We start from the raw sequence: 20,248 nt of genomic DNA, 5'->3' as shown, positions 1-20,248 counted from the left end.
TAAATTAGTATCTATTTATTTTGAAAAATTGATAAAACGACATCATTCCGTTTTCTATCATTTTCATTGGCGCAAAAATAGAAATAAAGTTGAAATAACAAATTGTGAATATTGAATGAATTTCCACAAAATCAAAACTATAAATAATATTTATGTTAATTATTGAAACTATAAATAATACTAATTAAAATACATCTGTTTTTTTAGGTGTTTAAAACCATTTCTAATAAAAGTCAGCACATTATATAGTTTCAGTGATGAAATATGCTTAAAGTAGCTCTAATTGCGTTTTTAGTCGTTCTTGATTACGTAAATCAATGAAGAATACTCCGAACTATTCATCGCTTTAAAATTTGAGACAAATCCTCTATAAAATGCTTTTACAGGATTCATCTTTCCGGTTTTGTGTTTTTCAGAAAGTAAACTCACATAATACGCATCAAATTTCATTGGTAAGATTTTTACTACTTTCATGTTTTCCTTTGAAAATAGTTCTGTGATAGATTTTTGTGAGAAATGCCAAAGGTGTCTCGGCACATCAAACGCTGCCCAAAGTTCTTTGTAATGAGTTGCATCATGACTTTTAAAATTTGGAACGGCAATGAAAATACTTCCAGTTGGTTTTACAATTCGTTTCAGCATCGCAATTTGTTCCTCTAAGTTAGGAACATGTTCTAACACATGCCACATGGTAATTGCATCAAAACTATCGTCGGAAATTTTGGAAAGCCAATTGTTGTCATGAATCTCGATTGATGTTTTCTCAGAAGCAATTTTCCGAGCTTCAGCGTCAGGTTCAACACCAGAAATATTCCAGTTGTATTTTTGAGCCATTGCCAAAAAGTCTCCAGTTCCGCAACCAATATCTAGCACTTTTTTTCCATCACTATTCGTATGCAAATCTACCAACGCCATTTTTTTAGAAAGCATATATGTACGAACCCAATGGTATATTTTTTCGAATAAATTCCGCTTCGTATCGGTATGTGAAATATAATCTTCGCTTTGGTAATAGGAAGGTAATTTGTCCAAACTTGGTTGCGGTTCGGTTTTGTACATTTCCAAAACGTCGTCAAACACAAGCTGAAATTCTTCACCAGAAACAGAATGATCTTTTACCGTAATGTTATCCATTTTTTATTGCTTCTATTTTTTTATTGAATTGTTCCACGTGGAACAATTGATGTTTTATATATCGTCAATCTCAAATTAACTTATAAAATTCAAGGTTTAAAGTTTTAGGTTCAAAGTTGATTATTTAATAATCTAAAACGATTTGATAATTGTTATTCAAATCCTCTATTCTGTAAAATTCTATTTAATAATTATTCAACAAACAAAATTTATAATTCATCATTTATAATTCAAAATTCCAGACTCATATCATATTGATCAATGTAATTTTCGAACTTCATCTTTTTGAAAAAACTGTGAATATTATTATTATTAGTGTCAATATTTATAATATTATAATTTCCTGATGCCAACCCTGAAAATAAAATTTCACCAAAACTATTCCAATCATTTTCTTTTACACCTAATCGATGAATTCTATTTGAAGTTTTATGAAAAATTAAATATGCAACGATTTCTTTTTTATCAAAAATTGAAATCGAAACTAAACTTTTTTTAAGCTTTTCCAAACAATGATTTTGATTTTCTAATGAAGGAAAATAGTTTTGTAAATGTTCGAATGTTTCAAAATCGAAATCAGCATTCATTTCAACTTCGAGTTCCGATTCAATTTCTTTTTGTTCCCAATTGAATTTGTATAATTTATATTGACGATCAATTTTGAAACCTACTTTTTGATATGCTAAAATGGCGCGTTCATTTTCTGTAATTACTTCCAATGTGCTTACTTGAATTCCATTTTCTTTTAACGTTGGAATCGCGGTTGAATATAATTTCGTCAACAGGCCTTTTCTACGATGTGTCGGAATAATTCCTGTAGAAGCGTTAAACGCGACTTTCGAATCTCCATACCTATTTATCGCATGAATGATGAACCCGACTAATTTCTCATTGTCAAAAACACCAAACGACAAACTGTAATCTACGCCGGAAGCTGTCCAGCGTTCGTTCACATAATCGAGCGTAAAATTGATAGGGATTAAATAATCAGAAAACGCCAGATTCAAGGTCTTTATGATCTCTTCAACAGGCGTGTTTTCTAATGATTGTATTTTCATATGTAGATTGTTCCACGTGGAACACTTAGTAATTTATCTCTTCAAATAGACTAACATCACACTAATATCACTTGGAGAAACGCCACTAATTCGTGATGCTTGCGATAAGTTTACAGGACGTATTTTAGATAACTTTTGGCGTGCTTCTAAAGACAAATTCGTTAAACCATCATACTCAAAATCTTTTGGAATTTTGACACGATCGAGGTTATTTAATTTATCAGCATTTGCCTTTTCTTTGTTAATATAACCAGCATATTTTATCTGAACTTCTGTCTGTTCTAAGACGTCTTTATCCAATTGATGTTCTTCAATAAATTGAGAAACAGAAGCAACTTGTTTCATATCATCCATACTAATATTGGGACGCGAAAATATCTTAAACATCTTATCTTGCTGCTTCACTTTAGCAGAATCTTTAGCTTCTAAAACAGGATTAATTTCTTCTGGTTTTACACTTGTTTCTTGAAAAAATCGGATAAAAGCATCTGAGGAAGTCTTCTTATGTTCCATCGCTTTTAATCTTTCTTCACTCGCTAAACCGAGTTTATGTCCAACTGGAGTTAACCTAAAATCGGCATTATCTTGGCGCAATAATGTTCTATATTCCGCTCGAGAAGTAAACATTCTATAAGGTTCTTCAGTTCCTTTTGTGATGAGATCATCAACCAAAACTCCAATATATGCTTCGTTTCTTTTTAGGATAAATTCATCTCTTTCTTGCACTTGCAAAGCAGCATTTATTCCAGCCATTAATCCTTGAGAAGCTGCTTCTTCATAACCAGTTGTTCCGTTAATTTGTCCTGCAAAAAACAATCCGTTAACCAACTTTGTTTCTAATGTATGCTTTAATTGTGTTGGCGGAAAGTAATCGTATTCTATTGCATAACCAGGTCTAAAAAACTTCACCTTTTCAAATCCTACCACAGAACGCAATGCTTTAAATTGAACATCTTCTGGCAAAGAAGTAGAAAACCCATTTACATAAACTTCACAGGTATTCCAACCTTCTGGTTCTACGAATAATTGATGACGATCTTTATCAGCAAAACGATTTATTTTATCTTCAATAGAAGGACAATATCTTGGTCCAACCGATTGAATTCTTCCGTTAAACATTGGCGATCTGTCAAAACCTTCACGCAATAAATCATGCACCAAAGTACTTGTATGTGTCATGTGGCATGCGCGTTGTTCTACTAAAGGTTTACTTTCTTTTAAGTATGAAAACTTATCTGGAATTGCATCTCCAGGTTGAATTATCATCTTGGAATAATCTAACGAACGTCCATCAACTCGTGGCGGCGTTCCTGTTTTCATTCTTCCCGATTCAAACCCAAGTGCTACTAATTCTTCCGTAATTCCTGTGGCAGCTCTTTCTCCTGCTCTTCCACCACCGAAGTTTTTATCTCCAATATGAATCAATCCGTTTAGGAAAGTTCCGTTAGTTAAGACAACAGTTTTCGATCTTATTTCTAATCCTAAAGAAGTTTTTACACCTTTAATTTTTCCGCCTTCAATGATTAAGCCTTTTACCATTTCTTGATAAAAGTCTAAATTCTCAGTTGATTCTAGTTTCAAACGCCATTCTTCTGCAAATCGCATTCGGTCACTTTGCGCTCTTGGCGACCACATTGCAGGACCTTTAGATTTATTTAGCATCTTAAATTGAATCGCAGATGCATCGGTAACAATTCCACTATATCCACCAAGTGCATCAATTTCGCGCACAATTTGTCCTTTGGCAATTCCGCCCATCGCGGGATTACAAGACATTTGCGCAATGTTTTGCAAGTTCATTGTAATAAGTAACGTTGAGCTTCCCATGTTTGCGGCTGCAGCTGCGGCTTCTGAACCTGCATGTCCTGCTCCAACAACGATTACATCATATTCATTTTCAAACATATCTTAACGATTGAATTTCTTTACTTTTATATAATTTTCGAAAGTATTCTAAGTGATATTTACGATTGTTCCACGTGGAACATTTCAAGTTTTTCATTTTCCTTTGCTGTCATTTCAGCCTGATCTTCTTCAGTTTTATCTTTAAATCCACAGTAATGTAATACACCGTGAACCATGACTCTTTTGAGTTCTTCATCGAACAAAACATCAAAATCTTTCGCATTTTCAGCAACACGTTCTACTGAAATAAAAATGTCTCCGTGTAATTCGTTTCCCACAGTATTATCGAAACTAATAATATCAGTTAACGTATCATGATTGAGGAATTCTACATTAAGTTTGTGCAAATATGCATCGTCACAAAATATATAATTGATTTCTCCTTCACGCTTACTTTCCGATGCAATTACCTTGCGAATCCAGTATTCAATTTGCGCTTCATTTGGAAGTTCAAATTGGGTTTCATAGTTAAAACTAATCATCTTTTTTCTTGAAATACTCTTGTACTTTCTTTTTGTAATTATTGCGCAAAGGTAATACTTGTCTGTTTAATATCTCAATTTGATTGAAATACTGTCTAACATCAGGCATTTTCTCGTTTGTAGTATTGGTAAAATCCTTGCGATTTGAGGAAGATTCTCGTTTGTTTTCTTTTTCTTGTTCGAAGGCAGCTTTATCCAGTTTTTGCAATTTATACTTGAGTTCAATCATCTTTTTCATCGTTTCATCATTGAACCCTTTTTCTAGCAATTCCGTTTCAACTTGCTCCATTTGCTTTAGCAATTCTTTCGCTTGTGGATTGTCAATTTTCTCGCCGTATTTATCTTTTAATTGCTGTTCTAATTGACCGCGCAACGCTTGTTGTTGTTTGTAAATATCATATAGTTTTCCTGAAGAATCTTCATCGCCGCTTCCAGATCCGCCACCTTGTTGACCATTTTCTCCGGATTTACCGTCTTTTCCACCTTTACCAGATTCGCCTTCTTCTTTGCCATCTTTCTTACCGCCTTTTCCATCTTTTCCTTGACCTTCTTGCTTTGCTCCTTCTTTCATTTGCTTGTTCAATTCTTCTTGCGACTGAATTAAATCAGGCAACTGAAACCCTTTTCCTTGCCCTTGGTTTTGTCCACTTTGTCCCATTCCAGAAGAACCTTGTCCTTGACCTTGTCCCATGCTTTGTTGCATATTGTCCAATGCGCTACTTAGAAAATCGGCAAGTTTATTGGTAGCAGTTAGTGCATATTGTTGCGCTCCAACACCGCGATATACATTGTTTTCCGCTAATAACTCCATTGATTTGTCAATGTTGAAATAGATATCTGTAATTTCTCCATTAATTTGTTCCGAGATTTTTGGCTGACGCAACGACAATGCAAACAAGCTATCATCTACATGTTCAAACATTTTTCGAAGTTCTTGTTGACGTTTTAACTTGGATGCATAACTCGCATTTGTGTTGTCAATTTCTTGAAAACCTTTCATTAGTTTTTCTTCATCAAACGAGAATAAAACCAAATTATCTAAAATTTGGCGCAACATTTCTGCGTCTTCTTTCATGCCTTCTTCGCCACTCATTTGCATAGAACTTTGCATCGCTTTACTCATACGCTGCATTTTTTGAGCAGCTTTCTTTTGTTTGCTTTTGGCGCTTTTTTGTTTATCGCTTTTCTGTTGTTCTGCTTCAGATTTTTCACTTTCTTCTAAATCATCAGAAGCATCTTCCTGCTCTTTTTTGATGTCTTCTTCTTCTTCTTTTTTACGTTCTAAATCAATTGGCTTTTTAAGTTCCTCATTTTCTTTGTCCAAATCGTCCATTTGCTTTTGCAAATCTTCAAACTTTTTATTGAGCTCTTCTTGCTTCTCTTTGGTGTTTTCATCACCACTTTTTTCTGAAAGTTCTTTTTGTTCTTTCGCAAGTTCAGCAAGTTCCTTTTGAATCTTTTCCGCTTTTTTCGTTACATAAAAGCGTTTCGTCAATTCTACAATTTGCTGTAAATTCTTTTTGCTGTTTTGTTGTTTTTTTGCGAGTTGCTCCAGTTTTTCAGAAAGTTCTTCTTCGCTTATTTTTTCAGCGAGTTTCTTCAATTCTTCCATCAACTTTTCATTCTTTTCTAATTCTTTTTGTTGACGTTCTAAACGTTCTTTCAGTAACTCTTTATCTTCATCTTCTTTTGTTTCATCTTCTTGAAATTCTTCTAAGTTCTTTTGCAATTGCTTAGAAAATTTCTCCATCATTTGATCATTTTGTTCTTGTCGTTGCAAGAATTTTTGAAGCTTTTTACGATCATTAAAGTTCAATTCACTCTTTTCTTTTTGATTTTTCGAAATCTTTTTCAGTTCTTCTTGTTGTTTTTGAAGTTTTTCCAACGATTTGTCTAGATCTTGAATTGTCTCGTTTTGTTGTTGTAATTGTTCCGTTTCTAGTTCATTATCGGTAAGTTTTCGATAGTTGAAGATTTCACTTTTTACTTTCTTTCCACCACGAATTCCATCGTTATCTGTTAATTCAAAATAGAATTCATAGTTTACGCCTTTCGTAAGTTGAAGATTTCCTGGAAATGTGTATTGAAATTGATCAATGTTGGAAGCATTAATCGGAATGTTTTCTCTAGTTTTGGTTTGAGCACTTTCCGATGGAAAATATACTAATTGCAAACGTTTCAATCCGTAATCATCTGAAACTTGACCTAAGAAATATAATGTACGTTGATCTACTGTATCACGTTTGGATTGCAAATCCATTTTAGGATATTCATCTTTTATTACACTAATATTAAAACTTAAATTTTCATAGTTTTTAAGTTCAGAATTACTTGTACTTATCTCATAATCAAGTTTTTGATAAATTATTCTTTCTAGTTTAAAATCATTTTCTTCTTTGTTAAAAACGTATGTACTATCGCTAGAAATTAATTCTAATTGATTCGTTTGTTTTGCTTTCGCTTCCCAAGTAACTTTTGTTCCTTCGGGAATTGTCGCATTTCCAGTACTTTTTAAAACCTCATCTTTACGTTTTGTGTATGCAGGATAATCCAACACCATTTGAAAGTTCACTAATGACGGAACTTTTACAACTTCTAATATATACGGTTTTGAAGTAACTTCATTCGCCGTTAACGTAAATGTTGTTGCTTCTTTTGGTTGTGCAAATGTATATTCGAACGTTCCAATTCCTTTGTTTTGAAGAAAATAGGTTTCATCGCCCAACGTAATTTGAACTTCTTCCGGAATAACATCACCTAAGGTTTGAACTTGCAATTTATATTCTTGATTTTCAATAGCTTGCAATGTATCATTTACGACTATAAACTGAAAAGGTGCAGGCGGTTCATACGCTGTTTTGTAATTGATTACACGTTCATAACTCTTGCTAAATAGCGAACTGTTTCCAGAAATCCACACGAACAACACAATTGCCAATGGCAGAATTGCATATTTTATGTATTTGACGTTTTTCTTAAAGTTAATCGCTACTTGAAACGGAATTGGTTGTAATTCTTCCGATTTTTGTTCAATACTTGCCAAAAGTAATTCAGATTCCTGAGACGTTTCAGACAATTGCAAAACATTCAACAGCTTATCGTTCACTTCTGGGAAATGATTTCCGATAATTGTAGATGCTTCTTTGAAACTAATTCCTTGTTGTAGCTTTAACAATTTTATCAATGGAAACACAATAAATTTCGCGAAAAGCGCCAATTCCACCAAGATAAAAATCCAGAATAAAGCTGTTCTTGCGCCAGTGTTTAGCCATAGAAAATGTTCCACCAATAAGGTGATGATAAAATATAAGAGTCCGATACTGAAAAACAGTATTGCACCTTTGATGAGCTCATTTGTATAGTATTTCGTTACAAATTGTCCAAGCTTCTTTTGTATTTCTTGATATGCATTCTTCATATAACTGATAAAAATAACATATTTGCGCAATTATTCTTGTATTAGACTTGTTAAAGATTCTGTAAGATTTTTGAGCAAGTGTTCGTTTGCTAGTACATTTCAGCTACTAAATTCCATTTAAACAAAAAAAACAGTACATTGAATAACTTCAAATTAAGAACTGAATTTATGAAAGATTTGAAATATGTAGCGGCTTTTTCTACGCCATTAGTTGCTTTTATAGCTTTGTATTTAGGCGGATATTACACATATTTAACGCTAATTTATGCCTTTGGAATAATTCCGATTATGGAATTGATTTTTTCTCAAAGTAAAGCAAATTTGTCGCCTGAAGAAGTAACAAAAAAATCTACAAATCCTATTTTTGATTGGTTGTTATACTTAAATATTCCTATTGTTTTTGGATTGTTGCTAATAACAGTATTCAACGTTTCCACGGGAATGTATGAAACTTACGAATTGGTCGGATTGATCTTTTCCACAGGAATTGTATTAGGTTCAAACGGAATCAATGTTGCACACGAACTTGGTCACAGACAAACGAAAGCAGCACAAATTATGGCAAAATTGCTGTTATTACCATCATTATATATGCACTTTTTTGTGGAACATAATTTTGGACATCATTTACACGCAGCAACTAAAGAAGATCCTGCAACTGCTCGATACAATCAAGCTGTATATTCTTTCTGGATTACCTCTACAATCAGACAATATGGAAAAGCATGGAAAATTCAGAAAGACTTACGCAAACGTGAAAAATTTTCATTCTTCTCGCCTAAAAATAATATGTTTTGGTTTACAGTTTTACAAGTTGCGTATCTGGCGACTATTTTCTATTTTTTTGGAAGTATCGGATTTATTTTTGTGATTGGAAGTGCTATTGTAAGCTTTTTACTGCTTGAAACCATCAACTATATAGAACACTACGGATTGCTCCGAAAAAAACTGCCTTCTGGTCGGTATGAGCGTGTTCGTGAAGTTCATTCATGGAACTCCAATCATACAATCGGACGCATTGTTTTGTATGAACTCACGCGTCACAGCGATCATCATTATAAAGCTTCAAAAAAATATCAATTGTTAGATTGCCACGAGGAAAGTCCGCAAATGCCATATGGTTATCCAACTTCAATGATATTGGCTTTAATTCCTCCATTATGGTTCAAAGTGATGAATAAACGCATTCCAAGTGAAATGATTTCTACTACCAAATAAACCACAAAATAAAACTAATAATTAGTTTCTACCACGCTTATACTTCTTCAAAAAATAAAACCGTAGCTAATGCTATGCTTGTATTTTTATGACTCGTCTATACACGCATATACTTCAAATAATTTGAATTTCATTTTGTAGTCCATTTGTTAGGGTGTTTTTCCTGTAACATGTACGGTTTTCACATAAAACCTTAAGGCAAAACACTTTTGCAATCTCGGTGCTTTGCTTCTTCCCTATTTTTTGATACTTGCGCATCTTTGCCTTGAAACAAAAAATATAAACTTAAACATTTTACATTATGAAAAACATTTTTACTTTATGTTTACTCTTCGTTTGTGGAGTAAGCTTTGGACAATTCTGCGAAGATTTTAGTCAACAAAACATTTCTAACTGGAACGGCGTTGCCGCTGGCGCAAGTACAGTAGACAGTCCTGGACCAAGCGGAAACGCTGACGATTTCTTTTTACATTCATACGATGCTTCTGGTTCATCATACATTTACAACGACGTAGATTATGGCGGCGATTGGCGCGAATATGATGGAAAATGCCTGTGTTGGGATTTTAAAGTTATCAACGATGGAAACTTAGGAACACCATTATCTCCACGATTAATTATTTACAGCGGATCGCCAACAAGTCCAACTGCAGCAGCAACTTTTGTTGCCAATGTATCTATTGCTGAAGGCGAAGGTTGGGTGCACGTTTGTGCGCCAATTGATATTTGCGAAGGTGCCGATTTGCCTTCAAACGCAAATGGACAATGGGTTATGAGCAGTGGATTGGAATGTACAGACTGGAACACATTACTTAGCAATATTGGTGGAATTCGTTTTTACTTAGATTTAACTTCGTATCCAATTGAAGAATATGGGTATGATAATATTTGTATTCAAGATTGTGATACACAAGGTGGCGAACCAAATGATGAAGGTGCTTTTTGTTGTGAAGGTGACAACTTAGTAGAAAATGGAAACTTTGAAAATGGTGCTGGAGGATTTGGTAGCGATTATACAGAAGACGCAAGTTTATATCCTGGAGTATACAATGTATCTGACGATGCAAGCATTTTTGGAACAACAGTTACAGATCATTCTGCATGTGTTGATCCGACTCAATATGGCTCGAATACCGATTTCTTATTAATTAATGGAAGAACTACACAACCAGCTGGAACAACTGCCGTTATTTGGCAACAAACCGTTACGATTGATCCTGAAAAAAATTATAAATTCTGTGCAAACTTTAAAGATTTACCACAATGTACATTCAATATAAAACCAGAAATTCGCTTAGAAGTTAACGGACAATTATCAGAATGGATTACCATTGATACAAATAGTGACGATCCTTGCGATTGGCAACAAATTTCAGAATGTTTTGAAGGCGATCAAGATGTGTTAGACATTAAAATTCACTTAAAAGAAGATGGCTTAGGCGATGGAAACGACTTAGCAATTGATGATATTTCGCTTCAAGCTAAATTAGATCAAAACTTAAGTATTAGTGTATTACACCAAGGAAATCCTCAACAATTAACAGGTTCTATAAATAGTATTGCTACTACAGATGATACTGTATTAGTTGGAGATATTTGCGCAGAGCAAAACAACGGATATCAATACAACTGGTTTGTATATGAATTAGCAAGTTACCCAATAACACAGCCAATTGATTTTGTAAATATGGCGCCAGATTCATTTGCTTGGTCTAGTAATATTGGTGGATTTAACAATCAATTGCCAACTTCGACAAATCCAGTTTGGGGATTAACAACAACATTTCCTAACTATACTTTTGAAAACAACAAATTGTATGTAATTGGATTGTATGTTGGCTCATGTTGCGATAGTTGTTATGATGAAGCTTGGTCGTACCAAATTACATTTAGCAGTGAAAGTGATTCGCCGCCAGCAATGAATGTATTTACACAAGAAGTAAAAGATCATATCCGTTCTTTATTCGTAATGGGAGAAGCAAATACAGGAACTTTAGGAAGAGATGATAACGAGTTAGTTGACTTTACAATGTATCCAAATCCAACTTCAGATGTATTGCGATTTAAGTCAGATGAAACTATTGTATCATACAAAATTACAGATATAACTGGAAAATTGGTTCAAAGTAAAGCCATTGAAGTTTCAGAAATTGATGTGTCAAGATTAAGTGCTAACATGTATTTTGTAACTGTAACAACGGCTTCAGGAATCAATCACACAGAAAAGTTTATTAAAAAGTAATGAATTTCAAGAATTATAATGAATTCTTGTAAAAAATAGCATTTTTTCTCATATTTGCTGATTACCCGAAACCCTCAAAATTAAAAACTTTGAGGGTTTCACTTTTACTCGATAATCGAGATTTAAAATGCTCTTATACTTGTATATCCTATTTTGCTTATTAAAAAAATAACTCCGCTTTATACACCTAATTTTAAAGGAAAAATAATATTACATTTGCACTTTATAACCAGATACTATTATTTATGACTAAAAAAGTTCGTGTTCGTTTTGCACCAAGTCCAACTGGACCTTTACATATTGGAGGCGTAAGAACTGCCTTATTTAACTATTTGTTTGCCAAAAAACATGGCGGAGATTTTATTTTACGTGTCGAAGATACCGATCAAAACAGATTTGTAGAAGGCGCAGAAGCATATATTACAGAAGCATTATCATGGTGCGGAATTACTGTTGATGAAGGCACAATGAAAGATGGCGGGTTTGGTCCTTATAAGCAAAGTGAACGCAAACATTTGTATCGTGAATATGCAGATATATTATTAGAAAAAGGACATGCATATTACGCATTTGATACCGCAGAAACGTTGGATGCGCACAGAAAAGATCATGAAGCAAACGGAAAAACGTTTATCTATAATTGGCACAATCGATTGAAGCTTTCAAATTCGTTATCGCTTACGCAAGATGAAGTAAATGCTAAATTAGAAGCTGGAGAAGCGTATGTAATTCGTTTCAAATCGCCAGAAGATGAAATTTTAAATTTAAAAGATATTGTTCGTGGAGATGTTGAAGTTAACACGAACGTTTTAGACGATAAAGTATTGTTTAAAAGTGACGGAATGCCAACCTATCATTTGGCAAATATTGTAGACGATCATCTAATGGAAATTACACATGTAATTCGTGGAGAAGAATGGTTGCCGTCGTTAGCATTGCACTATTTATTATACAGATCATTTGAATGGGAAGCTCCTGAATTTGCACATTTACCTTTAATTCTGAGACCAACTGGAAAAGGAAAGTTAAGCAAACGTGATGGTGCAAAATTTGGTTTTCCTGTATTTCCACTTGAGTGGAATGATCAAAAAGGAGACGAAACTTTTAAAGGTTTCCGTGAAGAAGGATATTTTAATGATGCAATGATAAACTTCTTAGCATTTTTAGGGTGGAATCCTGGAACAGAACAAGAAATTTTCAGTTTAGATGAGTTGATTGAAACATTTGAATTGGAGCGAATTAATAAAGCTGGCGCTCGATTTGACATTGATAAAATGAAATGGTTCAACCAGCAATATATGCAATTACAATCTGACGAAAGTCTGGCGGAAGCTTTTCAAAAAAGTCAAGCGGAATTGGTTGGAATTGATGTAAATTATATTGCATTAGTTGTCGGAATGATTAAAGAAAGAGCCACTTTTGTGAGTGATTTTTGGAATTTGAGTCATTTTTTCTTCGTTGAACCACAAGAATACGATGAAAAAGCATCTAAAAAGGCATTGAAAGAAGGTACAAGCGAGATTTTACAGCAATTGATACAGATTGTTGAACCAATAGAAGATTTCACCGTAGAAAACCTTCAAACCGATATTAAAGGTTGGATTACAAGCAACGAAATTGGTTTTGGAAAAGTAATGCAACCATTGCGTTTGGCATTAGTTGGCGCATTACAAGGACCTGATTTGTTTCAAATTATGTTTATGATTGGAAAACAGGAAACCATCAAGCGGATTCAAAAGGTTGTTGAAATGATATAGTATGAAAAGATGTTTCGTAATTCTTAGTTTTTTATTGATTTCCTGCGGAAGTTCAACGCAAGTTTCTTCTTCTGAAAATACATTAATAGAAGATTTTAATTTTTTTGAAAAGCATACACAAAACCTAATTTTCAAAAGTAGTACAGATGAATTAGCTGGAGATTATAGCAAAGAAATTATTGCTATAAGTAGTATTATCAAGAAAGCTCCTGATAATTTATTTTTTGAAATTTCTGGTCATACAGATTCTGTTGGAAGTGAAGAATTGAATGTAGCATTATCACAAAAAAGAGCTGATAAGATAAAGGAACTTTTGGTAAAAGAAGGTTGCAAATCTTCTCGTTTGGTTGCTAAAGGTTATGGAGAAACAAAACCTTTAGCCTCAAATAGAACTAGTAAAGGTAGAAAAGCAAATAGAAGAGTTGAAATTGCTGCTTTTAAATCATAAATGTCATGCTGAATTTATTTCAGAATCGCATCAAAGTAAGTGTGATACTGAATCAAGTTCAGCATGATTAGATATTAAAAAAGTGTCAATTGACACTTTTTTAATATCTAATCACAAATAAAAAGTCGCTAAAACACTTAACTGTGTTGTGTTTCCTTTTAATTTTTTTTGATCTGCTTCGAGTTTGCTTAGAAAATTGGAAATTCCATATTCGTATTGAAACGATATTTTAAATGATTGAAATCCTGCTGAGATTCCAATGATTCCCAAAATATTTATGCGCGATGTTTGGCGTGCATCTTTTGCTGTAAATGTGTCGTAGCCTTCTAAAATGTAGTCGTCAAATGTACTTTCAAACTCAAATTTATCAGAAAGTTGCAATGCAGAACCAAATTCAAGACTTAAATGTTTCTCCATAATTTTGTAACTTCCCAACAAGCCAATTTTTACCGCTAATAGTTTAAACGGAATTTCTTCGGTTATTGCAAGTATGTTTTCTCTTCCAACAAAATTTACTTCATGTCGATTTAAGTTTAAAAAATAAATCATATCAAAACTTCTTGCTACAGTTCCGCGGGTTGACAATCCGCCGTGAAAGCCAGTAGATTTGGTAGTTACCAAGTCATTCGTTTTGATGTCAAATTGATGAATTCCGGCTGAAATTCCGAATCGATTGTAATCATTATAACGACTTTGAGAAAAAGAATTTGTAACAAAAAGTAGTGTTGCAACTACTAATAGCTGAAAAAGGAATTTGTTCATTAGAAATAAACTTTAGATTAAAGTTGTCAAAAGTATCCTTTTTTACACAAAAAAAAATTATTTTAGTCACACTAACATTTTAATACTTCAAAATTATGCCATTTAATCCCATTCTAATCGTAGCTATTGTTCTTTTAGTTATCGTTTTAATTTCTTCTGTTTTTACTGTAAAACAACAAACCGCTGCTATTGTGGAGCGTTTTGGTCGTTTTGGCAGCATTCGTCAATCTGGATTACAGTTTAAAATTCCGCTAGTTGATAAAATTGCTGGAAGATTAAGCTTAAAAATTCAACAATTGGACGTTATTATCGAAACAAAAACGAAAGATGATGTATTCGTTCGTTTAAAAGTTTCTGTTCAATATAAAGTAATTAGAGACAAAGTAGAAGATGCTTTTTATAAGTTAGATTATCCGCACGATCAAATTACATCGTATGTTTTTGATGTGGTACGTGCCGAAGTTCCAAAAATGATTTTGGATGATGTATTCTTACGTAAAGATGATATTGCCATTGCTGTAAAATCTGAATTGAATGAAGCGATGATAGACTACGGATATGATATTATTAAAACTTTAGTAACAGATATTGATCCTGATGCGCAAGTAAAAGAAGCGATGAATAGAATTAATGCGGCTGATAGAGAAAAAACTGCGGCACAATATGAAGGAGACGCGCAACGTATTTTAATCGTTGAAAAAGCAAAAGCGGAAGCAGAAAGCAAGCGTTTACAAGGACAAGGTATTGCAGATCAACGTCGTGAAATTGCACGTGGTTTGGAAGAATCTGTGGAGGTTTTGAACAAAGTTGGAATCAATTCGCAAGAAGCTTCTGCCTTAATTGTAGTAACACAACATTATGATACTTTGCAAGCAATTGGTCAAACAACAAATAGTAATTTAATATTGTTACCAAATTCGCCACAAGCAGGAAGTACGATGCTAAATGATATGGTTGCTAGTTTTACAGCAAGTAATCAAATTGGTGAAGCCATGAAAAATGCTAAAAACGCTAAAAAGACAAAAGAATAATACACATATAAAATTTCAAGAAACCCAAAATGGCACGATTTTGGGTTTTTTGTTTGGTATAAAAAATTTAATATTCTAAAAATCTATTAATTATGATTAAAAAAATCACTTTCCTTCTATTTGTATTTTGTGCTACACAGGTGTTTTCACAAGATATGAAAGGTCTTAAAGCAAGCGCAGCGCGTGATGCAAAAGCAGCTACTGAAGCCACCTTAAAAGAAGATTTTAAAACATTGCTAACGTATACGCATCCAAATATTTTAGATGCTGCTGGTGGCGCAGATGTAATGGAATCTTATTTGAAAACTACATTTACACAAATGAAAGCCAATGGTTTTGCGTATGAAAAAGTTGAAACAAAATCAGTTTCAGATGTTGTAAAAGAACAAGGAGAATACCGTTGTTATGTAGAAAATTACAATCAGATGCGTATGAAAGATAAGCGCATTAAATCTACAAGTTATATGCTTGGTTTTTATAATGAAACGACTAAGAAATGGACGTTTGTGGAAGCTAAAGAAATGAAAGATACAGGAACTATTATTGCGTATTTTCCAGATTTTGAAACTTCTTTAAAGATTCCTGAGAATACAATGAAGATGGAAGATATTAAGGAGTAATGTTTTTCAAGTAATTGTTATTTCCTGCGAAAGCAGCAATTTATAGAATCATCAAAAAGTGTCATTCCTAAAAACAGGAGTGACATTTTTTTTTGAAATACGTTTACTTCAGCAAACTTGGTAGAATCATTTTCAATCAAACTTCACCTCAGCAACATTATTTTTCGTTTTAAAGCCATTTTAAGTGTTCATTTTTATTCACATAACATTGTAGCTTCAAGTTGGTTTAAAATGCTAGAAACCTCTTAATTTAAAGTTGGTTTTGATAAGAATTATAAATCGTTCCGCAATAAAGTATCATCAAATCTTATGGATAACTTTTAGACAGAAAAAACCCCAAGAATTTGACATTCTCAGGATTTTTATAGTTTGGTTTGATTGGTGTTACTCTTTAGTTCACAAGTAGCTTTTTCGTTACTACTTGATCGCCTACTTTAATTTTCACAAAGTACAATCCTGCTCCGTATTTAGAAACATCTAAGTTTTGTTGTGCTCTTGCACTAAAACGTGTTTCTTCAATTTTAGAGATTAATTGTCCTAAGCTATTTAGTAGTTCAATTTCGTATGTGTTTCCAATAGTTGTATTAATAATGACAGCTACATTACTTTTCGCAGGATTTGGATACATAGAAATTGCTTTTTCTAATGCATTTTCGCCAACGGATAATGTTTTTGTTAAAACGATATTATCAATAAATGTACTGTTACTGTAATCGTTAATATTTATAAATCTTGCTAAAATGTTTTCTCCCACAAAAGGAGTTAAGTCAATAATTTCTGTTCTCCAGTTTGCAGCGGCATTTGGTGCCCAAGCTGAATTTGTATAAGGAACAGTTGCTAAATCAAGTGCATCTTTAAAATATACTTGTGTGTATGTAGTACCACAATCAATAGAGATTTCTATACGTAAAGCATCGTTGTAACTTGCTGACCATTGTGCTTTTGCTAAATCGAATGTTAATTCGGCAGTTCCATTAAAGTTTAAGTCAAAATATTCTGTTGTGAATGTATCTTCTTGACCTCTTGTTGTATAGTTTGCACCGTCAACAAAAGTTGTACTTGTTGAGTTTCCGTCAACTCCAAGAACATTGGCTCTTGCTTGCCAAGTTCTTGCGCTATCTGGATTGTCAAGTGACCAACCATCAGGTAATGCACCATTTTCAAAATCTTCTGTAAAATCTATTGCTGTACCATTTACTTGTGAATAGAAATTTAATGTTTTCTCATCATTGTTAGTAAACTCGTCACCAGCTAATGAAGTCCATACACGTAAAATCCTGTCACCATTAGCTGTTAATGTTACTGCTGTTGTAAAGTTAAATGTGTCTGTAGCTCCAGAAGCTAAAGTTGCCGTGTACATTTCTTGTACTATTGGGTCTGTCCCGATTTGGTAAGAAACTGCAAAATTGGATTGTGGATCAGTTCCGTCATTTTGTAAATCAACAGAAACAATAATTGGATTTGTATTACAAATTGTTTCAAAATCTGTTGCTGAGTTATTTATAGTTGCTACTGATAAATCTTTAGCCAATGGACAATTGAACAATCCGCTTCCTAAGTAGTTTATAGCATTTGTGCGCAATGTTTCCCATCCGTTTCCACCTTTGGCAGTAACTGCTACCCAAATTGGAGCAAATGGATCTGATATTGGAATTGCTAATGATGTTGTTGTAGAGTTTCCTACTACTTCCATAAACTTGTTTCCTAATAAATATACATCGTATGAAGTTGCTCCTGTAACAGCATTCCATGATACCGTAGCTTCCGTAGGACATACTGATGTAATATTTACACCTGTTACACGAGAAGCAATAGAAAAGTTGTTTGCACTTTGATCTGTTAACGTTCCATTAGTAATTCTAATTAAACATTCTCCAGAAGTAAGTCCACTTGGTACATTCCATGTATAGTTTGTAGTTGCTGGTGGCAATGTTGCCATGTTATTCCAAATTGCTCCATTATCCGTAGAATATTCTAATACATGTGAATTTACAGCATTGATGGCATCCCAATGAATAATTTCTTGCGTTCCAGCAATAAATTTTTGTCCTCCTTGTGGATATGTAAGTGTAATTCCATCAGTAATAATTTCATATACTACATAATATTTTTGTGGTCCCATAGGAACATTAAATCCTGCAATATTGATATTATATGTTCCAGAAGCAGGATTGTTTATTAAAACTTGCTCCATGTTGTTTAAGTGATCTGCTCCTGTTGTTGCAGGTGAGTTTAAAAATGCTGCACTTGGAGTTGTATCTAAAATCCACGGTTGGTATGTTGTACTTCCTGGATCTGTTACTACTAAATCTAAGTCATTTACTAAAGCTGGTGAAGCTCCTGGCGCGGCAGCTGCATCACTCCAATATACCATAAAACGAACTTGCGTTGTGTTTGCTGGTACTGTAATTGAGTGATTATTGTTTGCTCCTTGCGCAACTGTGCTGTTTAAGTGACGTCCTTCTTCAATAAGCATTGCTGCTCTTAATCCGTTTACCATTCCCCAACCAAAACTAAAGTCAGGTCCTACATTCCCGTAATCATTTGCTGTGTTTAATAATGTAGCTTTTATTAGTGCTGATTCTGGAAGTGTTCCACCATTTAAACCTGCATACGCTTCGTATAATTGAGCAGAAACTCCTGCAATTCCTGGTGCAGCTCCTGAAGTACCACCAAATGTTTGGTATGTATTGTTTTCTGCAGTTGATTCTTGGTTTTGTCCGTGTGCTGTAATATCTGGCTTAATACGTCCATCGGCAGCTGGTCCACGACTACTAGAAGTTGCTCGCGATCCATTAAAGAATGTATTTGCTGTTGCAATTACGTTTTTTCCTTGTTTGTGTCCACCTGTAATATTTCCCCAACCTGCTCCAGCTCCGTATCCACAGTCACTCGTTCCTGAGTTACCTGCCGAAAATACGTGAAGTAATGTTGGTGTTGTAATTGTTTGTGTATCTACTGTACGAGAATTTGAAGTGTAACCGCCATTACATCCATCACCATATGATGAGTTTGTAATTTGTACAGATCCGTCATTTATTAAAGTTGTTGTTGCAGCATCTAAGAATGTGCCACCATATTGCGTCACAAAAACATTTGCGCCTGCTGCCATTCCTCTTTTTGTTGGATCTAAATTACCAGCTCCAGTCATAATTCCTGCAACACCATCTCCGTGTGTTTGTCCAACTGTTGATGACGCAGAGTTATCAATTCTTCCTTGAAAATCAATATGTGGTCCTACAACTCCATCATCTCTTACCATAACGCCAATACCGGCTCCAGTATAGTTTCTTCCTGTTGGTACTTGCGTGTCTAAGTTTGCTGCTCTGTGTAAGCTTCTTCCTCTAGTATCTTCTTTTACTGCTGGTGGAGGAAGTAATTCTACCCATTTTACAAAAGGTTGTGATACAACTGCGTCCATTTGTCCGTAAGGAACTGCAATTTGTAATGTGCTACTTCCTTTGTATTCTTGTTTGATAGTTACCGAACTATTTCTTAGCAATTCAGAAATTACATAGTCAGTACTAATAAAGTCATAATGTTCTAGCATTATAATAACTTTATTTCCTTCTATTGCGTAACTATCAATGTTATTTAGTTTAATTTGAGAAGATTTCTTAAAATTATTTTCTATTGGAATGATAGAAATAACTCCTGATTGTTGCAAATATGATACTTGCGTACTTGCAGGAAAATAGAAAAGGTATGTTTTGTCTGGGAAATACTCAATAAGTTTGAGATTTCTTTCTGCAAATTGATCTTGAATAGCTTGCGTTGGTGTTTGACTAAAACGTGCCCACCCAAAATATCCGCCATTGAATTTTGCAGATTCAGGCATTGAATTCCAGTTAAATGATGCAATATTAGTTGGCATCGTAATGACTTCATCCTGGAAATATACTGTGTTTTGTGCTTTAGTTACAGTACAATTTAAAAAGATTGCAACTATTAGCAAAGGAATTAAAGAGCCTAGCAAACTCTTTACTTGCGTAATTTTTTTCATGACAATTTTTATTAAGTTTTATAAGGGTCTACTACTTATCAACAATAGTTTTTTGTTATATTTTGAGATAAAATATTGTCAAAAAAGTAATTAGCATGCTAATATACTAATAAGTTTATAAAAAAATGTTAAGTTTTTTGAAGATATAATTTCGTTAATGATCTGTTTTG

At 33.7% G+C, this 20,248-nt stretch carries 13 protein-coding genes; 6 read left to right on the top strand and 7 right to left on the bottom strand.

The window, feature by feature from the left end; all coding sequences use genetic code 11:
* Positions 1-291: 291 nt before the first annotated feature.
* From IMCC3317_RS14290 to IMCC3317_RS14270, 5 genes are all read right to left on the bottom strand, one after another.
* On the bottom strand, positions 292-1,134 hold the full coding sequence (locus tag IMCC3317_RS14290; protein WP_160130175.1) for a class I SAM-dependent methyltransferase: 843 nt from the start codon (positions 1,132-1,134) through the stop codon (positions 292-294).
* A 230-nt stretch (positions 1,135-1,364) separates the two neighbouring features.
* Positions 1,365-2,192 (bottom strand): GNAT family N-acetyltransferase, encoded by an 828-nt coding sequence (locus tag IMCC3317_RS14285; protein WP_160130174.1) that lies wholly within the window; start codon positions 2,190-2,192, stop codon positions 1,365-1,367.
* Positions 2,193-2,225: 33 nt separating this feature from the next.
* Entirely contained in the window at positions 2,226-4,097 is a 1,872-nt protein-coding gene (mnmG, locus tag IMCC3317_RS14280) for a tRNA uridine-5-carboxymethylaminomethyl(34) synthesis enzyme MnmG (RefSeq protein WP_160130173.1), read from the bottom strand.
* Between the two features lie 59 nt (positions 4,098-4,156).
* Positions 4,157-4,579 (bottom strand): rRNA maturation RNase YbeY, encoded by a 423-nt coding sequence (ybeY, locus tag IMCC3317_RS14275; RefSeq protein WP_160130172.1) that lies wholly within the window; start codon positions 4,577-4,579, stop codon positions 4,157-4,159.
* Entirely contained in the window at positions 4,572-7,997 is a 3,426-nt protein-coding gene (locus IMCC3317_RS14270; protein WP_160130171.1) for a DUF4175 family protein, read from the bottom strand. The genes ybeY and IMCC3317_RS14270 overlap by 8 nt, the downstream gene beginning before the upstream one ends.
* Before the next feature lie 168 nt (positions 7,998-8,165).
* Here IMCC3317_RS14270 and IMCC3317_RS14265 point away from each other — a divergent pair, with 168 nt between their 5' ends.
* The 4 genes from IMCC3317_RS14265 (at position 8,166) to IMCC3317_RS14250 (ending at position 13,662) form a co-directional block, all read left to right on the top strand.
* Complete coding sequence (locus IMCC3317_RS14265) at positions 8,166-9,215, top strand: alkane 1-monooxygenase (protein WP_160130170.1); 1,050 nt, start codon at positions 8,166-8,168, stop codon at positions 9,213-9,215.
* 301 nt (positions 9,216-9,516) lie between these two features.
* Positions 9,517-11,457 carry a T9SS type A sorting domain-containing protein gene (locus IMCC3317_RS14260; protein ID WP_160130169.1) on the top strand — a complete coding sequence of 647 codons (1,941 nt, stop codon included), beginning with the start codon at positions 9,517-9,519 and terminating at the stop codon, positions 11,455-11,457.
* 245 nt (positions 11,458-11,702) lie between these two features.
* Positions 11,703-13,214 (top strand): glutamate--tRNA ligase, encoded by a 1,512-nt coding sequence (gltX, locus tag IMCC3317_RS14255; RefSeq protein ID WP_160130168.1) that lies wholly within the window; start codon positions 11,703-11,705, stop codon positions 13,212-13,214.
* 1 nt (position 13,215) lies between these two features.
* Positions 13,216-13,662 carry an OmpA family protein gene (locus IMCC3317_RS14250; RefSeq protein ID WP_160130167.1) on the top strand — a complete coding sequence of 149 codons (447 nt, stop codon included), beginning with the start codon at positions 13,216-13,218 and terminating at the stop codon, positions 13,660-13,662.
* Positions 13,663-13,773: 111 nt separating this feature from the next.
* Here the strand turns inward: IMCC3317_RS14250 and IMCC3317_RS14245 are convergent, their stop codons facing one another.
* A complete protein-coding gene (locus tag IMCC3317_RS14245; RefSeq protein ID WP_160130166.1) occupies positions 13,774-14,424 on the bottom strand; it encodes an outer membrane beta-barrel protein in 651 nt (216 codons plus the stop codon).
* 95 nt (positions 14,425-14,519) lie between these two features.
* Between IMCC3317_RS14245 and IMCC3317_RS14240 the strand changes: the two genes are divergently transcribed.
* Together IMCC3317_RS14240 and IMCC3317_RS14235 are read left to right on the top strand one after the other, a co-directional pair.
* Positions 14,520-15,455: an SPFH domain-containing protein gene (locus IMCC3317_RS14240; RefSeq protein ID WP_160130165.1), complete on the top strand. Its 936-nt coding sequence runs from the start codon at positions 14,520-14,522 to the stop codon at positions 15,453-15,455.
* Positions 15,456-15,547: 92 nt separating this feature from the next.
* Positions 15,548-16,075 (top strand): hypothetical protein, encoded by a 528-nt coding sequence (locus IMCC3317_RS14235; protein ID WP_228054806.1) that lies wholly within the window; start codon positions 15,548-15,550, stop codon positions 16,073-16,075.
* Between the two features lie 391 nt (positions 16,076-16,466).
* On the opposite strand, the gene IMCC3317_RS14230 is transcribed toward IMCC3317_RS14235, so the two are convergent.
* Positions 16,467-20,078, bottom strand: coding sequence for a S8 family serine peptidase (locus IMCC3317_RS14230; protein ID WP_160130164.1), 3,612 nt, complete (start codon positions 20,076-20,078; stop codon positions 16,467-16,469).
* Positions 20,079-20,248 lie beyond the last annotated feature (170 nt).

It is taken from the genome of Kordia antarctica, from assembly GCF_009901525.1.
Lineage (GTDB): Bacteria > Bacteroidota > Bacteroidia > Flavobacteriales > Flavobacteriaceae > Kordia > Kordia antarctica.
Note: the sequence above shows the minus strand (reverse complement) of the source record. Positions and strands in the feature narration are given on the sequence as shown.